This window comes from Micromonospora sp. M71_S20, assembly GCF_003664255.1.
GTDB lineage: Bacteria > Actinomycetota > Actinomycetes > Mycobacteriales > Micromonosporaceae > Micromonospora.
The window spans coordinates 3,613,914-3,636,166 of record NZ_RCCV01000001.1 but is presented as its reverse complement, the minus strand read 5'-3'; the positions used below and the strand labels follow the sequence as shown (position 1 = coordinate 3,636,166).

General features: G+C 72.1%; 14 protein-coding genes and 1 pseudogene. 1 reads left to right on the top strand and 14 read right to left on the bottom strand.

Features of this window, described 5'->3' with window-relative positions; genetic code table 11:
- Positions 1-71: 71 nt before the first annotated feature.
- The 8 genes from DER29_RS15635 to DER29_RS15600 all read right to left on the bottom strand — a co-directional run bounded on the left by DER29_RS15635 (position 72) and on the right by DER29_RS15600 (position 11,500).
- On the bottom strand, positions 72-755 hold the full coding sequence (locus DER29_RS15635) for a response regulator (RefSeq protein WP_121397996.1): 684 nt from the start codon (positions 753-755) through the stop codon (positions 72-74).
- Entirely contained in the window at positions 752-3,304 is a 2,553-nt protein-coding gene (locus DER29_RS15630; protein WP_121399260.1) for a DUF4118 domain-containing protein, read from the bottom strand. The genes DER29_RS15635 and DER29_RS15630 overlap by 4 nt, the downstream gene beginning before the upstream one ends.
- Before the next feature lie 92 nt (positions 3,305-3,396).
- Entirely contained in the window at positions 3,397-4,278 is an 882-nt protein-coding gene (locus DER29_RS15625; RefSeq protein WP_121397995.1) for a potassium-transporting ATPase subunit C, read from the bottom strand.
- Positions 4,278-6,464, bottom strand: coding sequence for a potassium-transporting ATPase subunit KdpB (gene kdpB / locus DER29_RS15620; RefSeq protein WP_121397994.1), 2,187 nt, complete (start codon positions 6,462-6,464; stop codon positions 4,278-4,280). The genes DER29_RS15625 and kdpB overlap by 1 nt, the downstream gene beginning before the upstream one ends.
- 20 nt (positions 6,465-6,484) lie before the next feature.
- Positions 6,485-8,140 carry a potassium-transporting ATPase subunit KdpA gene (gene kdpA / locus DER29_RS15615; protein WP_121397993.1) on the bottom strand — a complete coding sequence of 552 codons (1,656 nt, stop codon included), beginning with the start codon at positions 8,138-8,140 and terminating at the stop codon, positions 6,485-6,487.
- The gene (gene kdpF / locus DER29_RS15610) at positions 8,140-8,229 is read right to left on the bottom strand and encodes a K(+)-transporting ATPase subunit F (protein WP_121397992.1); all 90 of its coding nucleotides are present in this window, start codon (positions 8,227-8,229) and stop codon (positions 8,140-8,142) included. Before kdpF ends, kdpA begins: the two co-directional genes overlap by 1 nt.
- A gap of 350 nt (positions 8,230-8,579) precedes the next feature.
- Positions 8,580-9,716 carry a CaiB/BaiF CoA-transferase family protein gene (locus tag DER29_RS15605; protein ID WP_121397991.1) on the bottom strand — a complete coding sequence of 379 codons (1,137 nt, stop codon included), beginning with the start codon at positions 9,714-9,716 and terminating at the stop codon, positions 8,580-8,582.
- A gap of 185 nt (positions 9,717-9,901) precedes the next feature.
- Positions 9,902-11,500 (bottom strand): beta-1,3-glucanase family protein, encoded by a 1,599-nt coding sequence (locus tag DER29_RS15600; RefSeq protein WP_121397990.1) that lies wholly within the window; start codon positions 11,498-11,500, stop codon positions 9,902-9,904.
- A gap of 226 nt (positions 11,501-11,726) precedes the next feature.
- Here DER29_RS15600 and DER29_RS36280 point away from each other — a divergent pair.
- Positions 11,727-13,270, top strand: a pseudogene (locus DER29_RS36280) (glycoside hydrolase family 43 protein).
- 203 nt (positions 13,271-13,473) lie between these two features.
- Here the strand turns inward: DER29_RS36280 and DER29_RS15590 are convergent.
- The 6 genes from DER29_RS15590 to DER29_RS15565 form a co-directional block, all read right to left on the bottom strand.
- The gene (locus DER29_RS15590; RefSeq protein ID WP_233599824.1) at positions 13,474-14,994 is read right to left on the bottom strand and encodes a family 43 glycosylhydrolase; all 1,521 of its coding nucleotides are present in this window, start codon (positions 14,992-14,994) and stop codon (positions 13,474-13,476) included.
- Between the two features lie 673 nt (positions 14,995-15,667).
- Positions 15,668-16,657, bottom strand: coding sequence for a LacI family DNA-binding transcriptional regulator (locus DER29_RS15585; protein WP_199729315.1), 990 nt, complete (start codon positions 16,655-16,657; stop codon positions 15,668-15,670).
- Positions 16,658-17,046: 389 nt separating this feature from the next.
- Positions 17,047-18,549 carry an L-arabinose isomerase gene (gene araA, locus DER29_RS15580; protein WP_121397988.1) on the bottom strand — a complete coding sequence of 501 codons (1,503 nt, stop codon included), beginning with the start codon at positions 18,547-18,549 and terminating at the stop codon, positions 17,047-17,049.
- A 26-nt stretch (positions 18,550-18,575) separates the two neighbouring features.
- A complete protein-coding gene (gene yjfF / locus DER29_RS15575; protein WP_121397987.1) occupies positions 18,576-19,568 on the bottom strand; it encodes a galactofuranose ABC transporter, permease protein YjfF in 993 nt (330 codons plus the stop codon).
- A complete protein-coding gene (locus tag DER29_RS15570; protein ID WP_121397986.1) occupies positions 19,565-20,635 on the bottom strand; it encodes an ABC transporter permease in 1,071 nt (356 codons plus the stop codon). The genes yjfF and DER29_RS15570 overlap by 4 nt, the downstream gene beginning before the upstream one ends.
- Complete coding sequence (locus tag DER29_RS15565; protein ID WP_121397985.1) at positions 20,632-22,173, bottom strand: sugar ABC transporter ATP-binding protein; 1,542 nt, start codon at positions 22,171-22,173, stop codon at positions 20,632-20,634. The genes DER29_RS15570 and DER29_RS15565 overlap by 4 nt, the downstream gene beginning before the upstream one ends.
- Positions 22,174-22,253: the final 80 nt, after the last annotated feature.

The following is a 22,253-nucleotide window of genomic DNA, read 5'->3' as shown; positions in this document are numbered from 1 at the left end:
GGCCGCGCGGTCGCACCCCTCCGGGGTAGGAGGGCGGCCGCGCGGTCGGCGGTCGGGTGCCCCGACCGCGCTCAGGGCCGGAACCGGTAGCCCATCCCGGGCTCGGTGATCAGGTGGCGCGGGCGGGCCGGATCGTCCTCCAGCTTGCGGCGCAGTTGGGCCAGGTACTGGCGCAGGTAGTTGGTCTCGTCCTGGTACTCCGGTCCCCAGACGTCGTGCAGGAGCTGGCGCTGGCTGACGAGCTTGCCCGGGTGCCGCAGCAGCAGTTCGAGCACCCCCCACTGGGTGGGGGTGAGCCTGACGTCGGCGCCGTCGTCGCGGGTGACCGTACGGGCGGCGAGGTCGACGGTGTGCCGGCCGACCCGCAGCGTGGCGGTGGCCGCGTCGGCGCTGACGTGCAGGCGCCGGGTCACGGCACGGATGCGGGCGAGCAGCTCGTCGATGCCGAAGGGCTTGGTGACGTAGTCGTCGGCGCCGGCGTCCAGGGCCGCGACCTTGTCCTGGCTGCCGGCCCGGCCGGAGAGCACGATGATCGGCACGTGCGTCCAGCCCCGCAGGCCCCGGATGACCTCGACCCCGTCGATGTCGGGCAGGCCGAGGTCGAGCACCACCAGGTCGGGCGGGTCGCTGGCGGCGGCCTTGAGCGCCGCCGTGCCGGTCGCGACCGCCTGCACGTCGTAGCCCCGGACCCGCAGGTTGATTCGCAGGGCGCGGACGATCTGCGGCTCGTCGTCGACGACCAGGATGCGGGTCATTCCTGCTGCCCCTCCGCGACGCTCGGGGTGGCGGCGGGCAACCGCAGCACCATGGTGAGACCGCCCCCGGGCGTGGTCTCGGGGGTGATGCTGCCACCCATGGCCTCGGCGAGACCACGGGACAGGGCCAGGCCGAGACCGACGCCGGTGGCGTTGTCCCGGTCGCCGAGGCGCTGGAACGGCAGGAAGACGTGCTCCCACTGGTCCTCGGGGATGCCGGGGCCGGTGTCGACGACCCGCAACTCCACCTGCCCGGCGTGGGCGCTGGCGGTGATGGCCGGGGGCCGCCCGGGCGGGCTGTGCCGCAGCGCGTTGGCGACGATGTTGACCAGCACCCGTTCCAGCAGCCCCGGGTCGGCGGTGGCGGCGGGCAGGTCGGCGGGGATGTCGGTGCTGACGTCGGCGGCCGCCGGACCCAGTTCGTCCAGGGCCCGGGGCACCACGTCCTCCAACCCGAGCGGCACGCGGGTCACGCCGAGGACACCGGCCTGTAGGCGGCTCATGTCCAGCAGGTTCGCCACGAGCCGGCCGAGCCGGTCCAGGGACTCGTCGGCGGTGGCCAGCAGCTCCTCGCGGTCGGCCGCGTCGAACTCGACGTCGGGGCTGCGCAGGCTGCTCACCGCGGCCTTCGCCGAGGCCAGCGGCGTGCGCAGGTCGTGGCTGACCGCGGCGAGCAGCGCCGTACGCATCCGGTCGGCCTCGGCGAGCGGCCGGGCGCTGGCCGCCTCCTCGGCGAGGCGTTCCTGCCGCAGCGCGACGGCGGCCTGGGCGGCGAACGCCTCCACGACGCGCCGGTCCGCCGCCTCCAGCCGCCGGCCCGAGAGCACCACGGTGAGCCGGTCGTCCACCGGCACGGCCGTCTCGCCCGCGCCCGGGTTGCCCGCCGGGTCCTCGCCGACGCTGGCCACGATGCGCCACGCCTCGTCCTCGCTGGCCCGCCCCGGCCGACCCCCGGCGTCGGCCACCAGTTCGAGGACGCTGACCGCGCGCAGCCCGAACGTCTCGCGCAGCCGGTCCAGCAGCGCGGGCAGCGGCCGCTCGCCGCGTAGGACGCCACCGGCCACCGTGGCCAGGGTCTGCGCGTCGGCGGAGGCACGCGCGGCCTCCCTGGTGCGCCGCGCCGCGACGTCGACGACCCCGCTGACGGCGACGGCGACGGCGACGAAAACGCCCAGGGCGAGCAGGTTGTCGGCCTCGGCGATGGTCAACGTCCGGAACGGGGGCGTGAAGAACCAGTTGAGCAGCAGGGAGCTGCCGAGCGCGGCGACCAGCGCCGGCCACAGCCCGCCGACCAGCGCGACCCCGACGACGCCGGTGAGGAAGAGCAGGATGTCGTTGGTGAGGCTGAGGTCCGGCAGCGCGCGCAGCAGCACGGTCAGCAGCGGCATGCCGAGCCCGGCGAGGCCGAAGCCGAGCAGCCGGCGCCGCCGCGACAGCGCGGCCGGCACGCCCGCGCCGCGCCGCCCCCGTCCGACCTGCGGATGGGTGACCAGATGCACGTCGATCGGCCCGGACAGCGCCGTGGTGGTCACCCCGACGCCGCGGGAGAAGAGCTGCGCGAACCGCCCGCGCCGGCTCGCGCCGAGCACCAGCTGCGTGGCGTTGACGCCCCGGGCGAAGTCGAGCAGCGCCGCCGGGATGTCGGTGCCGAGCACCTGGTGGTACGTGCCCCCGAGGCTCTCCACCAGGACACGCTGCCGGGCGAGCTGCGCCGGGTCGGCGCCGGCCAGCCCGTCGCTGCGGGCGACGTGCACGGCGAGCAGGTCCGCGCCCTTGCTGCGGGCCGCGACCCGCGCGGCACGACGGACCAGCGTCGCGCCCTCCGGCCCGCCGGTGAGCGCCACCACCACCCGCTCGCGGGCCTCCCAGGTCTCGGAGATGCCCTGCTGGGCGCGGTATGCGCCGAGCTGCTCGTCGACCTTGTCGGCCAGCCACAGCAGGGCCAGCTCGCGCAGGGCCGTGAGGTTGCCGATCCGGAAGTAGTTGCCGAGGGCCGCGTCGATCCGGTCGGGTGGGTAGATGTTGCCGTGAACCATCCGGCGGCGCAGCGCCTCCGGGGTCATGTCGACCAGCTCGACCTGCCCGGCGGCGCGGACCACCGCGTCGGGCACCGTCTCCCGCTGGGTGGTGCCGGTGATGCGCGCGACGACGTCGTTGACCGATTCGAGGTGCTGGACGTTGACGGTCGACAGGACGCTGATGCCGGCGTCGAGGAGTTCCTGGACATCCTGCCAGCGCTTCTCGTGACGGGAGCCGGGCACGTTGGTGTGGGCCAGCTCGTCGACCACGGCGACCTCGGGCCGACGGGCCAGCACCGCGTCGAGGTCCATCTCGGTGAACGCGGCGCCTCGGTAGGTCACCACCCGACGCGGCAACACCTCCAGGTCGCCGAGCATCGCGGCGGTCTGGGCGCGGCCGTGGGTCTCGACCAGGCCGACCACCACGTCGGTGCCGCGCCCGGCGCGTCGCCGGGCCTCCTCCAGCATCGCGTACGTCTTGCCGACGCCGGGCGCGGCCCCGAGGTAGATGCGCAGTTCTCCCCTGGGCACGCAGACATCCTCCCTGATCACCGGCACGGCCGGCCGTCGGACCACGGACCACGGGTGGGGCGGGGTGAGCTGGCCCCGCCCCACGCCGACGCTCACGCGACGGGCAGCGCCTCGTCGAGGGCGAGGTTGAGGGCGAGCACGTCGACGGCGGGGGCGCCCATGAAGCCGAGCGCCCGCCCACGGGTGTGCTCGGCGACGAGACGCCGGACCACCATCGGATCCGCGCCACGCTCGCGGGCCACCCGGGCCACCTGGATGTCGGCGTACGCCGGACTGATGTGCGGGTCGAGGCCGCTGCCGCTGGCGGTGACCGCGTCGGCGGGCACGGCGGGGGCCTGCGGGGCGTCGCCGCGGACCGGCACGATCAGCCCTCCGGCGACCACGAGGTCCTCGCCGGGCCGGGCCAGCTCCACGGCCACCCCCTGGTACGCGGTGAGGAACGGGATGGCCGGCACGCTCTGGTTGACGCTGACGACCCGGGTGACGGGGCCGGTCAGCCCGTCCGCGCGGAACACCGCCAGCACCGCTCCCACGCCGTCGGCGGTGCAGTAGGGACGCCGGCCGTCGACGCCCTCGAGTTCGCCGACGGCGCGGCTGCGGGCGCAGACCTGGCTGAGCAGGCTCCGGCTCGACTCGCGCGGGTCCGCCGCGAGCGTGTCGACCACGCTCTCCGGGCCGAGGTTGGACGCCGCGGTGGAGGTCGGGTCGTAGCCGTCGCCGGCGGCCGACGGCCGGGACTGGAAGTAGCGGCGCAGGGGCTCGCCGTCGGCGTCCGTGAACACCTGACCGATCAGCGCGCTGCCGACCGGCCGGCCGTCGGAGCTGAGCAGGGACCCGTCCGCCCTGTCACGCAGCCCGGGCAGCCGACCGGCGCCGACGAGTGCGAGCGGGTAGGCCAGGCCGAGCAGCACCGTGAGGACCAGCAGCGCGCGCAGCGCGGCCACGTGTGCGGAGAGCCAGGTGGGCAGGCGCATCAGGAGACCCCCGGGACGAGTTGCAGGAGCATGTCGACGAGCTTGATACCGAGGAACGGCACGACGATGCCGCCGAGGCCGTAGACCAGCAGGTTGCGGCGCAGCAGCCGCGACGCCGACGCCGGCCGGTAGCGCACGCCGCGCAGGGCCAGCGGGATCAGGGCGACGATGACCACGGCGTTGAAGACGACCGCGGCGAGGATGGCCGATTCGGGGCTGGCCAGCCGCATGACGTTCAGCGTGTCGAGGCCCGGGTGGATGCCGGCGAACATCGCGGGGATGATCGCGAAGTACTTCGCCACGTCGTTGGCGATGGAGAACGTCGTCAGCGCACCCCGGGTGATCAGCAACTGCTTGCCGATCGCCACGATCTCGATCAGCTTGGTCGGGTCGGAGTCGAGATCGACCATGTTGCCGGCCTCCTTCGCGGCCGACGTGCCGGTGTTCATCGCGACGCCGACGTCGGCCTGGGCGAGGGCGGGGGCGTCGTTGGTGCCGTCCCCGGTCATCGCCACCAGCCGCCCGCCCTGCTGCTCGCGCCTGATCAGGGCGAGCTTGTCCTCGGGGGTCGCCTCGGCGAGGAAGTCGTCGACGCCCGCCTCGGCGGCGATCGCCGCGGCCGTACGCGGGTTGTCGCCGGTGACCATCACGGTGCGGATGCCCATCCGGCGCATCTCGTCGAACCGCTCCCGCATGCCGGCCTTGACCACGTCCTTGAGGTGGATCACCCCCAGGGCGCGGGCCGGCTCGCCGTCGACGTGCTCGGCGACCACGAGCGGCGTACCGCCCACGCCGCTGATCTCGTCGACGATCCGCCCGAGCTGCGCGGTGGGGTCCCCGCCGTGCTCGCGCACCCACGCCGTGACGGCGGAGGCGGCGCCCTTGCGGATCCGCCGGGCCGGCCAGGGCACGCTGTCGTCGGCGTCGAGGTCGACGCCGCTCATCCGGGTCTGCGCGGTGAACGGCACGAACGTGGCGTGCGGGATCAGGCCCGGCTCGCGCTCCCGCAGCCCCAACCCGTCCTTGGCCAGTACGACGACCGAGCGACCCTCGGGGGTCTCGTCGGCGAGGCTGGCCAGCTGCGCCGCGTCGGCGACCCGGCTGACGTCGACGCCGTCAACGGGCAGGAAGCCGGCGGCCTGCCGGTTGCCGAGGGTGATGGTGCCGGTCTTGTCCAGCAGCAGGATGTCGACGTCACCGGCGGCCTCCACGGCGCGGCCGCTCATGGCCAGGACGTTGCGCTGGACCAGGCGGTCCATGCCGGCGATGCCGATGGCCGACAGGAGCGCGCCGATGGTGGTGGGGATGAGGCAGACCAGCAGCGACAGCAGAACCACGCCGGTCACGCCGGCGTCGGTGATCGCGCCGTTGTCGGGGGCCGCCGCCTGGTGGCCCTTGGCGAAGACGGCCATCGGCTGGAGGGTGGCCACCACCAGCAGGAAGACGATGGTGAGCGCGGCGAGCAGGACGTTCAGCGCGATCTCGTTCGGCGTCTTCTGCCGGTTGGCGCCCTCGACCAGCGCGATCATCCTGTCGACGAAGCTCTCCCCCGGCCGCTGGGTGATCCGCACGACGATCCGGTCGGAGAGCACCCGGGTGCCGCCGGTGACCGCGCTGCGGTCGCCGCCGGATTCCCTGATCACCGGGGCGGACTCGCCGGTGATGGCCGACTCGTCGACGCTGGCGACGCCCTCCACCACGTCGCCGTCGCCCGGGATCAGCTGCCCGGCCGCCACCAGGACGATGTCGCCCTGCGCGAGGTCCGGGGCGGGCACCGCCTCGTCCCGGCAGGTGCCGGCCGCGGCGCCCGGCGTCCAGCCGCGCAGCCGGGTGGCGACGGTGTCCTCCCGGGCGTGGCGCAGGCTGGCCGCCTGGGCCTTGCCGCGGCCCTCGGCCACGGCCTCGGCCAGGTTGGCGAAGAGCACGGTCAGCCAGAGCCAGGCCGTCACGGCCAGCGCGAACGCCGACGGGTCGGCCAGCGCGAGGACGGTGGTGCAGGCCGCACCGATCTCGACGATCAGCATCACGGGGTTGCGCCACAGGGTGCGGGGGTCGAGCTTGCGCAGCGCGTCGGGCAGCGACCGCAGCAGCCGCCGCGCGTCCAGCAGGCCGCCGCCCCGGCCGCCGCGCACCGCGGGGATGTCCGGTTCGGCCCGGGCCTGGGATGCCCGCGTGACGATGGTCATGGTCTCTTTCCTCATGGGGGTCACAGCCCTTCGGCCAGCGGGCCGAGCGCGAGCGCGGGCAGGAAGGTCAGCGCCACGAGGATCACCGTGACGCCGGCGACCATCGCGACGAACAGGGGGCGGTGGGTCGGCAGGGTGCCCGCGGAGGCGGGCACGGGGCGCTGGCGGGCCAGCGAGCCGGCCAGGGCGAGCACGAAGATGATCGGCAGGAACCGGCCGAGCAGCATGCACAGGCCCAGTGCGGTGTTCCACCACGGCGTGCTCACCGTGATGCCGGCGAAGGCCGAGCCGTTGTTGTTGCTGGCCGAGGTGAACGCGTAGAGCACCTCGGTGAGGCCGTGCGGGCCGACGTTCAGCGCGGTCACGTGGTTGCCGGTGGCGAAGGCGGCGGCGGTGCCGACCAGCACGAGGGCCGGGGTGACCAGGAAATACAGCGAGGCCAGGCGGATCTCGCGCGAGCCGATCCTCTTGCCCACGTACTCGGGGCTGCGGCCGACCATGAGCCCGGCCACGAACACCGTGATCAGGGCGAGGACCAGCATTCCGTAGAGGCCGGCGCCGACGCCGCCCGGCGCGACCTCGCCTAGCATCATGTTGCCCAGCGTCATCATGCCCCCCAGCGCGGTGTACGAGTCGTGGAACGAGTTCACCGCCCCGGTCGAGGTGAGCGTCGTCGCGGCGGCGAAGGTGGCCGAGTTCGACACGTCGAAGCGGACCTCCTTGCCCTCCAGCGCGGCACCGACGGACTGCGGGACGGTGCCGCCGGCGGCGAGCTCGAAGGCGTTGGTCAACGTGACGCTCGCGATCGCGAGGACGGCCATGACCGCGACGATCGCGTGGCCCTGCCGGGTCTGGCCGACCATCCGGCCGAAGACGCGCGGCAGGCTGAACGGGATCAGCAGGATCAGGAAGATCTCGATCCAGTTCGTCCAGGGGGTCGGGTTCTCGAAGGGGTGCGCGCTGTTGGCGTTGTAGAAGCCACCGCCGTTGGTGCCGAGCTGCTTGATCACTTCCTGGCTGGCCACCGGCCCGCCGGTGACGGTCTGGGCGCCACCGGCCAGGGTGGCGACGTCGGTGCCGCCGGAGAGGTTCTGCACCACCCCGCCGGCCATCAGCACCAGCGCCCCGACGACCGCGACGGGCAGCAGGACCCGCAGCGTGATCCGGGTCAGGTCGACCCAGAAGTTGCCCAGCTCACCGGTGCGGGCACGGACGAAGCCACGGACCAGGGCCACCGCCACGGCGATCCCGACGGCGGCGGAGACGAAGTTCTGCACCGCCAGGCCGGCCATCTGCACCAGGTGGCCCATCGTCGACTCGCCCGGGTACCACTGCCAGTTCGTGTTGGTCACGAACGACACCGCCGTGTTCCAGGCGCCGTGGGCGACGACCGGGTCGCGGCCGAGCGACAGCCACAGGTGGTCCTGCCACCGCTGGAAGGCGTACAGGAACAGGATCGACACGGCGGAGAAGGCCAGTACGCCCCGGGCGTACACGCCCCAGGTCTGCCCGGCGGCCGGGTCGACCCCCACCAGGCGGAAGATACCGCGCTCGAGGCGCGAGTGCCGGGTCCCGGCGACCGCCCGATACAGGTGGTCGCCGAACGGCCGGTGGACGGCGACCAGGGCCACCACCAGGGACATGACGAAGAGGGCGCCGGCTGCCGTCGTGGACATCAGAAGCGCTCCGGGAACAGCAACGCGACGACCATGAACACACCCAGGCCCAGCGCCAGCACCAGGCCGACGGCATCGACGGCGTTCACAGCTTCTCCACACCCCTCACCACGAGGACGAGTGCGGCGAACAGCCCCACCGTCACCAGGACGAACACCACGTCGGACACGCTGACTCCTCTTGCCGGAACCGCTCGTCACGACCGCCTTCCGGCCGTGCCGGGCAATCGAAACTCCGTGGCTCCGCGAGGGACAGGGGTCATCACGCGATCATGACGGCGGCGACGCGTTTCTTGACGCCTTCTTCACGCGGCCGGGCTCCGGCGTGACGCCGCTCACCGGCGACCTCCTACCGGATCACCGCCCGGCAGGCGCGGCGGCCGGCGTGGCGAGAGCGAGACGGCAGGCGTAGCGAGACGGCAGGCGTAGCGGGTACGGCGTCAGCCGGCCAGCCAGTTGCGGATCTCGTCGCCGTGCTCGTCGAGCCCGGGCGGCGGCAGGTCGTAGCGCGCCGGGGTGGCGGTGAGGCCGATCGGGTGGCGGATGCCGGGCACGCCGCCGGCGGAGACCACCGGGTCGAGCCCGAGTTCCCGGGCCAGGTCGACGCCCCCGGCGACCGTGTTGATCGGGGCGCACGGCACGCCCGCCGCGCGCAGGTCCCGGAACCACTCGTCGCGGGTCCGCCGCACCAGTCGCGCGACCAGGAGGGGCCGCAGGGCCTCCCGGTTGACCGTGCGGTCCTGGTTGCGCCCGAACCGGGGGTCGTCGGGCAGTTCCGGCAGGCCGAGGACCTGGCACAGCTTACGGAACTGGCCGTCGTTGCCGGCGATGACGACGAGGTCGCCGTCGGCGGTGGGCAGCGGTTCGTACGGGAACAGGCTCGGGTGCCCGTTGCCCATCCGGAACGGCGTCGCGCCACCGGCGACGTGGCCGCTGGTCTGGTTGACCAGGCCGGACAGCGCGGAGGAGAGCAGGTCCACCTCGACGTGCTGGCCGGTGCCGCAGCGGTCGCGGTGGTGCAGGGCGGCGAGGATGCCGACGGCCGCGTGCAGGCCCGCGATCACGTCGAACACGGCGACCCCGGCCTTGTAGGGCGGGCCGTCCGGCTCGCCGGTGAGGCTCATCAGGCCGGACGCGGCCTGGACCACGAGGTCGTAGCCGGGCAGGCTGGCACCGGCACCGGCGCCGAACCCGCTGATCGAGGCGTAGACGATCCGCTCGTTGACGGCGGCGACGCTGTCGTAGTCGAGGCCGAAGCGCCGCAGGCCACCGGGCCGGAAGTTCTGGATCATCACGTCGGCGCGGCGCACGAGTTCCCGGGCGACGTCCAGGTCGGCGGGGTCGGCGAGGTCGAGGGCGATGGACCGCTTGTTGCGGTTGACGCCGAGGTAGTAGGTGGAGGTGCCCTCGCGCACGGGCGGCATCCAGGTCCGGGTGTCGTCCCCGCCGGGCCCTTCGACCTTGATCACCTCGGCGCCGAGGTCGGCGAGGAGCATCGTCGCGTACGGTCCGGCGAGGATCCGCGAGAAGTCGGCGACCAGGATGCCGCTGAGCGGCCCGGACCGTTGCTCCCCCATCGCCCGCTCCCCTTCCCGTCGACGCCACGGCCGGCGCGGCGGCGTCGCGGCACCTGCCGGATGCCGGTGTCCGGCACGTCCGATGGCAGCACCACGATGGCACAGCGGACGCGACGGACGCCGGTCGCCCCGACGGTCCGGGCCGGGGCGGATGGCGACGGGGTCGCCGCCATCCGCCGAGCGGGTCAGCCCTTGCGCCACTTCTGGTTGGCGGTGCCCGCGCAGTCCCAGAGCTGGAGCTTCGCGCCGTCGGCGCTGTTCCACTCCCGGATGTCGACGCACCTGCCGGCCTGGACGTTGACCAGGTCACCGGCCGCGGTCAGGGTGAACCGCTGCGCGCCCGTACCGTTGCACGTGTAGAGCTGGACGACCGCGCCGTTGCCGGTCGCGCCGCCGTCGACGTCCATGCACTTGTTGTTCTGGCTGCGCACGGTGTCGCCGGTGAACGTCCACTTCTGCGCGTCGGTGCCGTTGCAGCTCCACATCTGCAACTGCGCGCGGTCGACGAAGTTCGCGTTCGGCACGTCGATGCACTTGTTGTTCCAGTTGCTCAGCACGGGTACCGCGCCGCCGGGGTTCCCCGGTCCGCCACCGGTGGCGCCGAACGGGCTCAGGACGATCCCGGCCGCGCGGGGGTCGCCGTCGTGGACCAGGGACTCGAACGCGCCGACGTCGTCGAAGGCGAAGGCGTACGCCTTGCCGTCGGTCATGTTGGCGTGGATGACGCGGGCGTAGTGGTTCGTCGGGTTGTTGCGGTAGAACTCGGCGGCGTTGGTGCTGGGCTGGGTGTCGATGGTGCCGAGCGTGCCCCGGTTCAGCGCGGCGCAGAGCGTCCGGGAGATCGGGCCGACGACCGGGTCGTTGGGTGCGGGCAGGTCGCCGTCGCAGCCCCAGACGCTCGCCGAGGAGGGCCGGTTGAAGGAGGCGACCCGCTGGCCGGCGCTGTTGGTGAAGGTCATGACGTTGCCCGAGGTCCGCCCGAAGTAGCGGGTGTTCGGCTGGTCGGCGAACGGCACCACGGTCAGCGTTTTGGTCGTGTACGCGTTCCAGGCCGACGCGATGTAGGAGTCCAGGTAGGTGGCGCTGAACAGGCCGGCGCCGGCCGCCTTGCCGGGCGCGAGCACCCGCAACACCGTCCCGTCGGAGCGGGTGTGGACCGTGTTGGCCCAGCCCGGCTGGGACCGGACGCCCTCGATGATCGCGTTGCGGCCTCCCGCGACGACGTCACCGGTGCGCTTGGTGACGCCGGTGGCACCGGTCACCGTGACCGCGTGCGGCACCGCGAACATGTCGACCTGCGAGCTGTTGAGCCACAGTCCGGCGTCGTTGTAGGTGAACTCGCTCCAGTCGAACAGGATGTCGCGGTTGGCGTCGCCGGCCGCCCACGGCGCGGGTTGGACCAGGCCGTCCGGGGTGAGGAAGAACTTCAGCTTCTCGCCGAAGGAGAAGTAGACGCGGCCAGAGAACCCGCGCGGGAACCGGATGGTCGTGCTGCCGCCGTTGCCGGGGCCCGGGATCGACGCGTCCGGCGCGGGCGACGGCGGGAGCTGTCCGCCCGACCACGGGACGAAGGTGCCGCCCTGGTTGACGTAGCCGAGGCGGCCGCTGGACAGCTGCACGCCGATCACGTACAGGTGGACGGCCTCGCCGCGGCCGGTGCTGTTGGTGACCGTGACGGGCAGCAGCGCGGGGCCGACGGCGTGGGCGGGGGATGCGGCGAGGGTCACCGGGACGGCGGCGACCAGCGCGGACACGGCGGCGAGCAGCCTTCTTCGTAGCTTCACGAAAGGTCCTCCTCAGGGGTGGTGGCGACTGAGAGAGCGCTCTCTCAGCGTCGGGCCGAGGCGGCTCTCCTGTCAATAGACACATGCCGATGTGCTTCCTCCCGGCTCGATCGGGCCGGGCACCGCATGCCCGTCGATCGACTGCCACACCGGCCGCTCCCCGGCGGTCATGCCTTGCCATGCACCAGCCCGCCGGTTATGTTAGCGATAACATAGAGCCGTATGCATGGCTGTGACTGCCTCTGCCGGGCGTCTCCCGGCGGCCGGCGGGGCGGCGCGACACGCATCCGACGGGCGTCGAGCCACGGCCGTCGTCCATCCGGCTCGGCAGAGTCCCGCCCCGCCCCGCCCCGTCGCACCACCACCACGAGGAAGGTCACCCATGGCCCTGACCCGACGAGCCTTCGCCCTGGGCGCGGTCGCGACCGGCGCGGCCACCGCCGCCGGCCTGACGATCACCCCCCGGGCGGCCTCGGCCGCGACCCACACCGCGTACCTCAAAACCTACTTCACCGAGTCGCCGAACCAGTCGGGGGCCGACTACGGCCTGCACCTCGCCGTCAGCCGGGACGGTCTGAACTGGACGCCGCTGAACCAGAACGCCCCGGTCGTCACCCCGACCGCCGGCGAACTCGGTCTCCGGGACCCGTTCATCCACCGCAAGCAGGACGGCACCTTCGTGGTGGTCGCCACCGACCTGCGCGGCGTTGACTTCAGCCGCAGCAGCCAGTACCTGCACGTGTACGACTCGACCAACCTCACCGGTTTCACCGGGTACCGGCGCATCCGGATGCACACCTACGCCAACGTCCACACCTGGGCACCATCGGTCTTCTGGGATGCCGGCCGCGGCCAGTACGCCATCGTCTACTCCGCCAACACGACCGCGGACCTCTTCCTGGTGAACTACACGACCGACTTCCGCACCGTGAGCTCCCCACAGACCTACTTCAGCCCCGGATTCCCGGTGCTCGACGCGGACATCCACGTCGACGGCGGCGTCACGTACCTGTACTACAAGAACCTGGCCGACGGGTATCTGTACGGCGCCCGGTCGAGCACGGGCGCTCCGCACAGCTTCACCACCTACACCAGCGGTCTGCGACAGGGCAACGCCATCGAGGCAGCGCACCTCGTCAGGCGCAACGACAGCGCCGGCTGGTGGCTCTGGGGTGACTCGTTCAGCCCGGTCAACAACGACTTCTACCTGTGGTCGACCGGCAACCTCGGCAGCAACTCCTGGTCGATGCTGAACCAGCGCGACTACACCCCACCGCTGAACGCCAAACACGGCTCGATCGTCGGCATCACCGAGGCGGAGTACAACGGAGTGATCAGCCGGTGGGGTACGCCGAACTGGGTCCGGCTGAAGTCGTCGAACTTCCCGGACCACTTCGTGCGGCACCTCAACGGTGTGGGCCGCGTCGACGCGTACCCGTTCGACCCGTACCAGGACCAGATGTGGCGGATGACGCCCGGCCTCGCCGACTCCGCCGGGGTCTCCTTCGAGTCCGTGAACCGGCCCGGCAACTTCCTGCGGCACAGCGGCTACGCCGTCCGCCTCTCAACGACAACACCGTGACGTTCCGCGCCGACGCCACCTTCCACCGCACCGCCGGGCTCGCCGACTCGTCGTGGACGTCGTTCCGCTCGCACAACTTCCCGGATCGCTACCTGCGCCACGCCGGTTACCTGCTACGCATCGACCCGCTCAGCGCTTCGTCCAGCGTCACCGACCGGCAGGATGCCACCTTCCGGATCACCTCCTAGCGGTCCGGTCCCGCCGCCGGCGCCCCGGAGAGCAGCCCGGGGCGCCGGCACCAGGGGCCGTTCGCCGGGCCCGGACGGGGTGGGACCTCCGCCCGGGCGTCCCACTGCCGGGAAGGCCCCAGCACCCGGCCCGGATCGGTGGTGGTGACGAAGGCGGGAGAGGGCGTGCGCCGACCGCGGCGCCACGCCGGCCCGTGGACCGCCTACTCCAGGTGGAAGGTGGCGGAGGCACGCTCGGCGCTCGAACCCACCGCCTCCAACTGGAGCAGTCCGGCCCGGTGGCGCACGTACCGGCCCGGGAAGTTCTGCGACTCCAGGGAGAGCCCGGCCGCGTTGGCCAGGCCGGGCCGACGGTGAAAGCTCGCGTCGCCGCGGAACAGGGCCGAGCCGTCGTCGCGCTCGACGTACAGGGCGAAGTCGCGGTGGCGCAGGTAGTGGCCCGGGAAGTTGGTCGACTCCAGCGACACCGATCCGGCGCCGGCGAGGCCGGTGACGACACGGAACTGCGAGTCGGCCAGGCTGGCCACGTCCGGCTCGACGCGGGCCCGGTGGTCGTAGTGCCGGACGTAGCTGGTGGTCAGGTCGTGCGAGCGCAGCCGAACGGGCGTGGGCCCGTCGGGCACCGGGATGCCGAAGTTCGGGGTACCGTCGGCGTTCCAGTACACCTTCTGGATCCTGGTCCGCCGGTTCGGATCGTCGAGCGGGTCGCCGACGATGTCCCGGTAGTTGCGGTCGTGGTAGACCAGGATGTCGCTCTGCCCGTCCTCCGAGACGGTGAACGAGTTGTGGCCGGGGCCGTACTGACCGGTGGCCGGGTTGCTGGCGAACACCGGGGTCGGGCTCTTGCGCCAGGAGGCGGCGTCGAGCAGGTTCGCGGTGGCGGAGGCGCTCAGCATCCCGAGGCAGTAGTTGGCGTCCGTCGCGCTGGCCGAGTAGGTCAGGAAGAGGCGTCCGTCACGCTGGATGACGGCCGGTCCCTCGGCCACCCGGAAACCGCGGGTCTCCCAGTCGTACGTCGGCACGACGAGCCGGGTCACCGTGCCGGTGATCTGCCACGGGTTGCCGCCCATCCGGGCGATGTAGACGTTGGAGTTGGTGGAGATGCCCGGCTCCTGCTGCGCCCAGGTCAGATAGCGCACCCCGTTGGCCACGAAGGTCGAGGCGTCCAGGCTGAAGGTGTCCCACGGCGTCGTGATCCGGCCGCGTTCGGTCCACGACCCGGTACGCGGGTCCGGGTTCGCGTTCTCCAGCACGTACATCCGGATCCGCCACACGTCGTCGGTCCGGCCCGCGGCGAAGTAGACGTACCACCTGTTGTTGATGAAATGGATCTCCGGTGCCCAGATGTGGGCGCCCATCTCCCCGCTGGTGTGCCGGTACCAGATCGTCGTCTCCGTCGCCGTCGCCAGTCCCTGCAACGTGCTGGCCCGGCGCAGCACGATCCGGTCGTACTGCGGCACCGTCGCGGTCATGTAGTAGTAGCCGTCGGTGTGCTTGAAGATGTGCGGGTCGGCCCGCTGCTCCGCCAGCGGGTTGGTGTAGTTCACCGCCGGCGCGGCATGCGCCGGCCCGGCCATCGGCAGGCCGACCCCCATGGCGAGGACCAGCATCATCGTGGTCAGGGCCGACCGCAGGCGGGGCGCGGTACGGCGGCCGGCGCGCCGCGTACCGGCGGTTCGGCGGGTGACCCGGCCCGAGGGGCGGGGTGGACGGGGTGGCTGCATCTTCGCTCCTGAGGTCGCGGGCGGCCGTCGGTCAGTAGAGGTAGGGCCAACCGGCCGCGTCGTATCCGGTCCCCGTGTGGGCGACGAGGTAGCCGCCGTCGGGGCGCCTGACCACGGTCGGATCGTGCACGCCGATGTCGCCGGACACCCCTGCCGGGCTGAGGGCAGGACGCCGGCGGGGTCGCCGTGGGCGGTGGCGCCGCGGCGGGCGGGTCGTCGCCGAAACGGCTCAGGTGCCACTGCTGGTTGGCCCCGTCGAGATCCCCGAAGGCCGCCGACGCCGGGCGAGGGGCCGCGACACCAGCGTGACGACGCCGCCGCTCGCCGGCCGTACGGCCTCGCCCAGCCGGGAAGAGCGCGGGCGAACCGGGCCACATGACGGTGGCGTCTCCTTCGCGGAACATCAGCAGTAATGTTTGCGTTAACATTTATACTTGTCAAGGCCTGCCGGGGTCACCTCGATCGGCCGGACTGCGCAAATCGCGGACCTACGGATTCGTGCGGCACCGACCGTCGGGCGGGGAGGCGGGTTCCCGCCTCGCGCCCTACGGACGGGCCGCCGCGACGCCTCGGGCAGTCCGCTCGGTCACGGCGGGAGCTCCGCCGTGGTCCAGCCAAGCGGCGGCGCGGCGGAACCACCGGTGCCGTCCTGCCGTTGGTGGGACGGGCCGGGTCAGCGCCGTGGCGGGGCGGCGACGCTGCGACGGGCGACCAGGGTGGGCGCGACCGTCTGCCGCAGCGGGCCGACGATGTCGGATTCCATCTGCGCCAGCAGCAGTTCCAGACTCGCTCGGGCGACCGCGGCGAAGTCGGGGCGCACGGTGGTCAGCGGCGGGATGAAGTACGCCGCCTCGGGCACGTCGTCGAAGCCCACCACGCTGATGTCGTCCGGCACCCGCCGGCCGTGCTCGTGCAACGCCCGCAGCACACCGAGCGCCAGATGGTCGTTGGCGGTGAAGACCGCGGTGACCTCTGGCATCCGCGCCAACATCTGTCCGCACCGGTACCCCGCGGCCGCCGACCAGTCCGCCGGCAGCAGCGGCGGCACCTCGGCGCCCGCCTCCTGCAACGTCTCGCGCCATCCGTCGATCCGGCCGGCGCTGTCGAACCAGTCCGCCGGCCCGGAGACGTGCCAGACCGTCCGGTGCCCGGCGTCGAGGAGGTGCTGCGTGGCAGCTCGGGCCCCGGCGACCTGGTCGACCGTCACCAGGGGCACCGGACGGCGCGGGTCGCCGTCGACGGTGACCAACGGAACGTCCTTGGGGAGCCGTTCGAGGGCCTCCCCCGCCGACTCGACCGGCGCGATCACCACGATGCCGGCGACCCGGTGCGCGAGGTGCCGCTCCACCGCCGCAGAGATGGACTGGTGGTCGAGGTCGCTCACGCTGCCGACGCTGACCGCGAACCCCGCCTCGGCGGCCGCCTGCTCCAGGGCGGCCAGCAGCGAGGCCGGACCGTAGAGGGTGGTGTTCTGTGCGACCACGCCGATCACCTGGGACCGGCCGGTGACCAGCGTCCGGGCCGCGCGGTTGGGCCGGTAGCCGAGCTCCGCGATGGCCGCCTGGACCCGCAGCCGGGTCTGCTCGCGCACGTTGGGATGCCCGTTGAGGACCCGGGACACCGTCTGGTGGGAGACGCCTGCGAGGCGAGCCACGTCCGTCATCGCAGGACCGCGCACGGCCACCTCGCCTTCCCCCCGCCCGCCCCCTCCGGCGACTGCGCCACGTCGGACGTCGACGGGAGCGGCCTTCGTGGTACGACATCACCCTCGCCGCCGGCACGCCGAGGCGCGTGCCGGTTGACCGAGGCTGGAACGCCGACAGTCTACGCCAGCAGTACCGCCGGCCCTGGTGCGGCCGATCCGGCAGTCGGGCTGCCGGATCGGCGATCAGAGCCAGTTGGCGGATGGAAGTAGGAGGTTCCTGCTTGGCGGTTTGTCGGGGCGGCCGGAATACGACTGCCCGACAGTGCGAGCGGTGCCGCCGTGTCGCGTTCCGTGGGAACGCGCCGAAGCGCGTTCCTTGCGGCACGGTTCCATCGCTACGGTTCGGCTCAGAACCCCCGGGCGAGACGGTAGTACGCCTGGTTCCATCGGATCTCGTCGGCGAAGCGGCGAGGCTCGGTGTCGGCATCGATGACCACCAGCTCGGTACGGGTCATCTGCGCCAGGTCGTGCAGCTCCTCGACCCCCACGGCCTGAGACAGCACGGTGTGGTGGGGCCCGCCGGCGGTGATCCACGCCTCCGCCGATCCGGCCAGGTGCGGACGGGGCCGCCAGACGGCCCGGGCCACCGGCAGCCTCCGCAGCGGGCACGGCGGCGCCACCACGTCCACCTCGTTGGCCACCAGGCGGAAACGGTCCCCCAGGTCCGCCATGCCGAGCACCACCGCCGGGCCCGGCGCGGCACTGAACACCAGGCGCACCGGGTCCTCCCGACCACCGATGCTCAACGGGTGGATCTCCACGTTCGGCGTGTCGCCGGCGATCGTCGGGCAGACCTCGAGCATGTGTGCGCCGAGCACCAACTCGTCGCCCGGGGTGAGGTCGTAGGTGTAGTCCTCCATGAACGAGGTCCCGCCCGGGACGCCGACCGCCATCGCCTTGAGCGTGCGGACCAGGACGGAGGTCTTCCAGTCGCCCTCGCCGCCGAAGCCGTAACCGTCGGCCATCAGCCGCTGCACCGCGATGCCGGGCAGTTGGCGCAGACCGCCGAGGTCCTCGAAGTTCGTGGTGAAGGCCCGGAAGCCGCCCTCGTCGAGGAAGGAACGCAGGCCCAGTTCCAGGCGCGCGGCGTAACGCAGGGCGTCGTGTCGCGCCCCGCTTGGCCGCAGCTGCGGGTCGACGCGGAACGTGTCGTCGTACTCCGTGACCAGCTCGTCGACCCGCGCCTCGGCCACCTGGTCGACGACCGCCACGAGGTCGTTGACGCCGTAGGTGTTGACCGAGACGCCGAACCGCAGCTCCGCCTCGACCTTGTCGCCCTCGGTCACGGCGACGTCGCGCATGTTGTCGCCGAAGCGGGCCAGCCGCAACGACCGCATCGCCGAGTACCCGAGCGCCGCGCGCGCCCACGCGCCGACCCGGGCGATCACCCGCGGGTCGCTCACGTGCCCCGCGACGGTCTTACGGGCCACGCCGAGCCGGGTCTGGATGAAGCCGAACTCGCGGTCGCCGTGCGCGGCCTGGTTCAGGTTCATGAAGTCCATGTCGATCTCGTCCCACGGCAGGAGGACGTTGGCCTGGGTGTGCAGGTGCAGCAGCGGCGTCCGCAGGGCGTCCAGGCCGGCGATCCACATCTTGGCCGGCGAGAAGGTGTGCATCCAGGCGATCACCCCGACGGCTCCCTGCGCTGCCGCGTCCCGGCAGGCCCTGAGAATGTCGGCACTGGAGGTCAGGACCGGCTTCCAGACCACCCTGACTGGCATCCCCGGCGAGTCGTCGAGCTGCGCGGCGATCTGCCGGGACTGCTCGGCGACCTGCCGGAGGGTGTCCTCGCCGTACAGGCCCTGGCTTCCGGTGAGGAACCAGACCTCGGGTTGAGGGTGCGTTGCCATGCAGTTGCCTTCCGCGAGATGGGCGGTCACTTGAAGCGGATGCCGATGAGGCGCTGGAGGAGGATGAAGGCGAAGAGCAGGCCACCGATCACGATCCTCGTCCACCAGGAGTTCAGGCTCCCGTCGAAGGTGATCAGGGTCTGGATCACGCCCAGCACCAGCACACCCAGCACGGTGCCGAACACGTAGCCGGACCCGCCGGTGAGCACGGTGCCGCCGATGACGACCGCCGCGATCACGTCCAACTCCATGCCGACGGCGATCAGCGGTGCGCCGGAGAGCGTGTAGAACGACAGCAGGATGCCGCCGATGGCCGAGCAGAGCCCGCTGACGGTGTAGACGGCGATCCGGGTACGACCGACCGGAAGGCCCATCAGCAGCGCCGACTGGGGGTTGCCGCCGATTGCGTACACGTTGCGGCCGAAGCGGGTGTACGCCAGCACGTACGCGGCGACCAGCACCACCGCGAACGCGATCAGCACGATGACCGACACGAAGTTGCCGCGCGGGTCGCCGATGCGCTCCTGGGAGACCGCCGTCCAGAAGCCGTCGGTGATGGGGATGGACGCGTCGCTGATGAACGTACACATGCCCCGGGCGAAGAACATCCCGGCGAGGGTGACGATGAACGGCTGGATCTCGAAGAAGTGGATCGCGCAGCCCATCAGGAACCCGAGGGTCGGGCCGATCAGCAGCGCGACGAGCAGCACCAGGGCCGCGGGCAACCCGTTCTGCAGCAGTGACGCCGACACCATCGCGGTCATCGCGACGACGGAGCCGACCGACAGGTCGATGCCGCCGGTGAGGATCACGAAGGTCATGCCGACCGCGACGACCAGCAGGAAGCCGTTGTCGATGAAGACGTTGAAGACGACCTGCACGTTGGAGAACGCCCGGTACTGGGACACGCCGACGCCGTACATGACCAGCAGGAGGGCGAGGGTGGCCAGGACCGGAACGTGCCGTCGGGGTACGCGGGGACGCCAGCCACGGGCGGTGGTCAGTGACGTGCTGCTCATGACGGCACCTGCTCCTTCTCCCGCCGCCGCGCGGTGGGCCTGGGCGTGACCCCGCCGCGACGGCGGCTGAACCGGGCCCGGAACGCCGGCGACTGGATGAGGCAGACGGCGATGACCACGACCGCCTTGAACAGCAGCGACGTCTGTGGCGAGATGTTCATCGCGTAGACCGTGGTGGTGAGAGTCTGGATGATCAGCGCGCCGAGGATGGTGCCGCCGAGGGAGAACCGGCCGCCGGCGAGGGACGTGCCGCCGATGACCACCGCGAGGATCGCGTCGAGCTCCACCCAGAGGCCGGCGGCGTTACCGTCGGCGCTGGAGACGTTGGCGGTCATCATGAACCCGGCGACCGCGGCGCAGGCGGCGCTGACCACGTACACCAGGAAGATGACGCGGCTGGAGCGGATGCCGGCCAGCCGGCTCGCCTCGGCGTTGCCACCGACCGACTCGACGATCAGGCCGAGCGCGGTGCGACGGGTGAACGCGGCGATGAGCAGGGCCGCCCCCAGGGCGATGAAGACGGCCAGCGGGAGGGTCAGGAAGTGCCCGAGCCCGATCGCGCGGTACGGACCGGAGTTGATCGTGATGATCTGCCCCTCGGTGACCAGCTGCGCGAGCCCCCGGCCGGCCACCATCAGGATCAGCGTGGCGATGATGGGCTGGATGCCGATGACGGCGACCAGCACCCCGTTCCAGGCGCCGAGCACGAGCGCGGCGCCGAAGGCCAGTGCCAGCGCGGTGAACACGGTGGACGGGCTGTCCTGGTCGGGCGCCTGGCTGATGTGGAGACAGGCGATGGCGCCGCTCGTCGCGCAGACCGAGCCGACGGACAGGTCGATTCCGCCCGTGGCGATCACCAGGGTCATGCCCAGCGCGACCAGGATCAGCGGGGCGCTCAGACGGAGGATGTCGACCGGGGTGCCGTAGAGGTGCCCGTTCTTGACCTCGATGGCGAGGAAGCCGGGTCGGTAGATCGTGTTGGCGGCGATCATGATCGCCAGTACGAGCGCGGGCCAGAACAGCCGGTGGCCGGTCAGCGGCCGGAGGCGGTCGGCGACGGTGTTCATCGGTGGACCTCCGCGCTGCCGGTTCCACTCGCGATGGTCTGCATGACGCGGTCGGCGTCGAGGGTGCCGTCGTTGTCGAGGTGGGCCACCATCGTCCGGTCACGCATCACGGCGACGCGGTGGCTCAGCCGCAGCACCTCCTCCAACTCGGCGGAGATGAACAGCACCGCCATACCGCCGTCGGAGAGCTGCACCACCAGCTTCTGGATCTCAGCCTTCGCGCCGATGTCGATGCCGCGCGTGGGCTCGTCGAGGATCAGCAGACGAGGCTCGGTGATGAGCCAGCGGGCCAGGAGGACCTTCTGCTGGTTGCCTCCGGAGAGGTTACGAACGGGCAGGTCCGGGTTGGCCGGCCGGATGCTGAGCGCCTTGACGTACCTCTCGACCAGCTCGTCCTGGCGTCGGCGGGGAACGGGTCGCAGCCAGCCGCGCGCGGCCTGCATCGCGAGGATCATGTTCTCCCGCACCGAGAGCTCGGGCACGATGCCCTCCGCGCGGCGGTTCTCCGAGCAGAACCCGACGCCGCGGTCGATGGCCTGGACGGGACCGCGCACCGGCGTCGCGCCGCCGTCGACGACGACCCTGCCCTGGTCGGCGCGGTCGGCGCCGAACAGCAACCGCGCCACCTCGGTACGGCCGGAGCCGAGCAGGCCGGCGAGCCCGACCACCTCGCCGGCATGGATCCGCAGGTCGAACGGAGCGACCGCGCCCCGGCGGCCGAGGCCCGTCGCCTCCACCAACGGGGCTTCGTCGGACCGGACGACGGCGGTCCGTCGCTGCTGCTCGTCGAGGCGCTCCAGCACGTCGAGCTCCTTGCCGATCATCTTCTCGACGAGGCTGAACTGGGGCAGCTCCCCGGTCCGGTACTCCCCCACGAGCGTGCCGTTGCGCAGCACGGTGATGCGGTCGGCGATGCCGTACACCTGGTCGAGGAAGTGGGTGACGAAGAGGATCGCCATGCCCTCGTCGCGCAACTGCCGCATGATCCGGAACAACTGCGCGACCTCGCCGGCGTCCAGGCTGGACGTCGGCTCGTCGAGGATCAGCACCCGGGCCCGTACGTCGATGGCCCGCGCTATCGCGACCATCTGCTGCACCGCCAGCGAGTACGTCCCCAGTTGCGCGGTGACGTCGATGTCGAGGTCCAGCCGCGCCAGGAGGGTCCGCGCCCGCCGTCGCGTCTCGCCCCACCGGATGGCGCCGAGGCGGCGCGGCTCCCGCCCGATGAAGATGTTCTCCGCCACGGACAGGTTGGCGCAGAGGTTGACCTCCTGGTAGACGGTGCTCACGCCGGAGGCCGCCGCCTGCATCGGGCCGCGGAACGCGACCTGCTCGCCGTCGAGGGTGACGATGCCGTCATCGATGCCGTGGACGCCGGTCAACACCTTGATCAGGGTCGACTTGCCGGCACCGTTCTCGCCCATTAGGGCGTGGACCTCGCCGGAGAAGAGCCGGAAGTCGACGTCGTGGAGCGCGCGTACCCCGGGGAAGCTCTTGCTGATCCCGGTCATGGTCAGGACCGGACGGCTATCCGTCATCCCATCGGACCTCTTCTGGATGGTGTCGGTAGGACAGGAGCGAGCGACGGATCGGGGTCGCCGTCCGCCGGACGGCGACC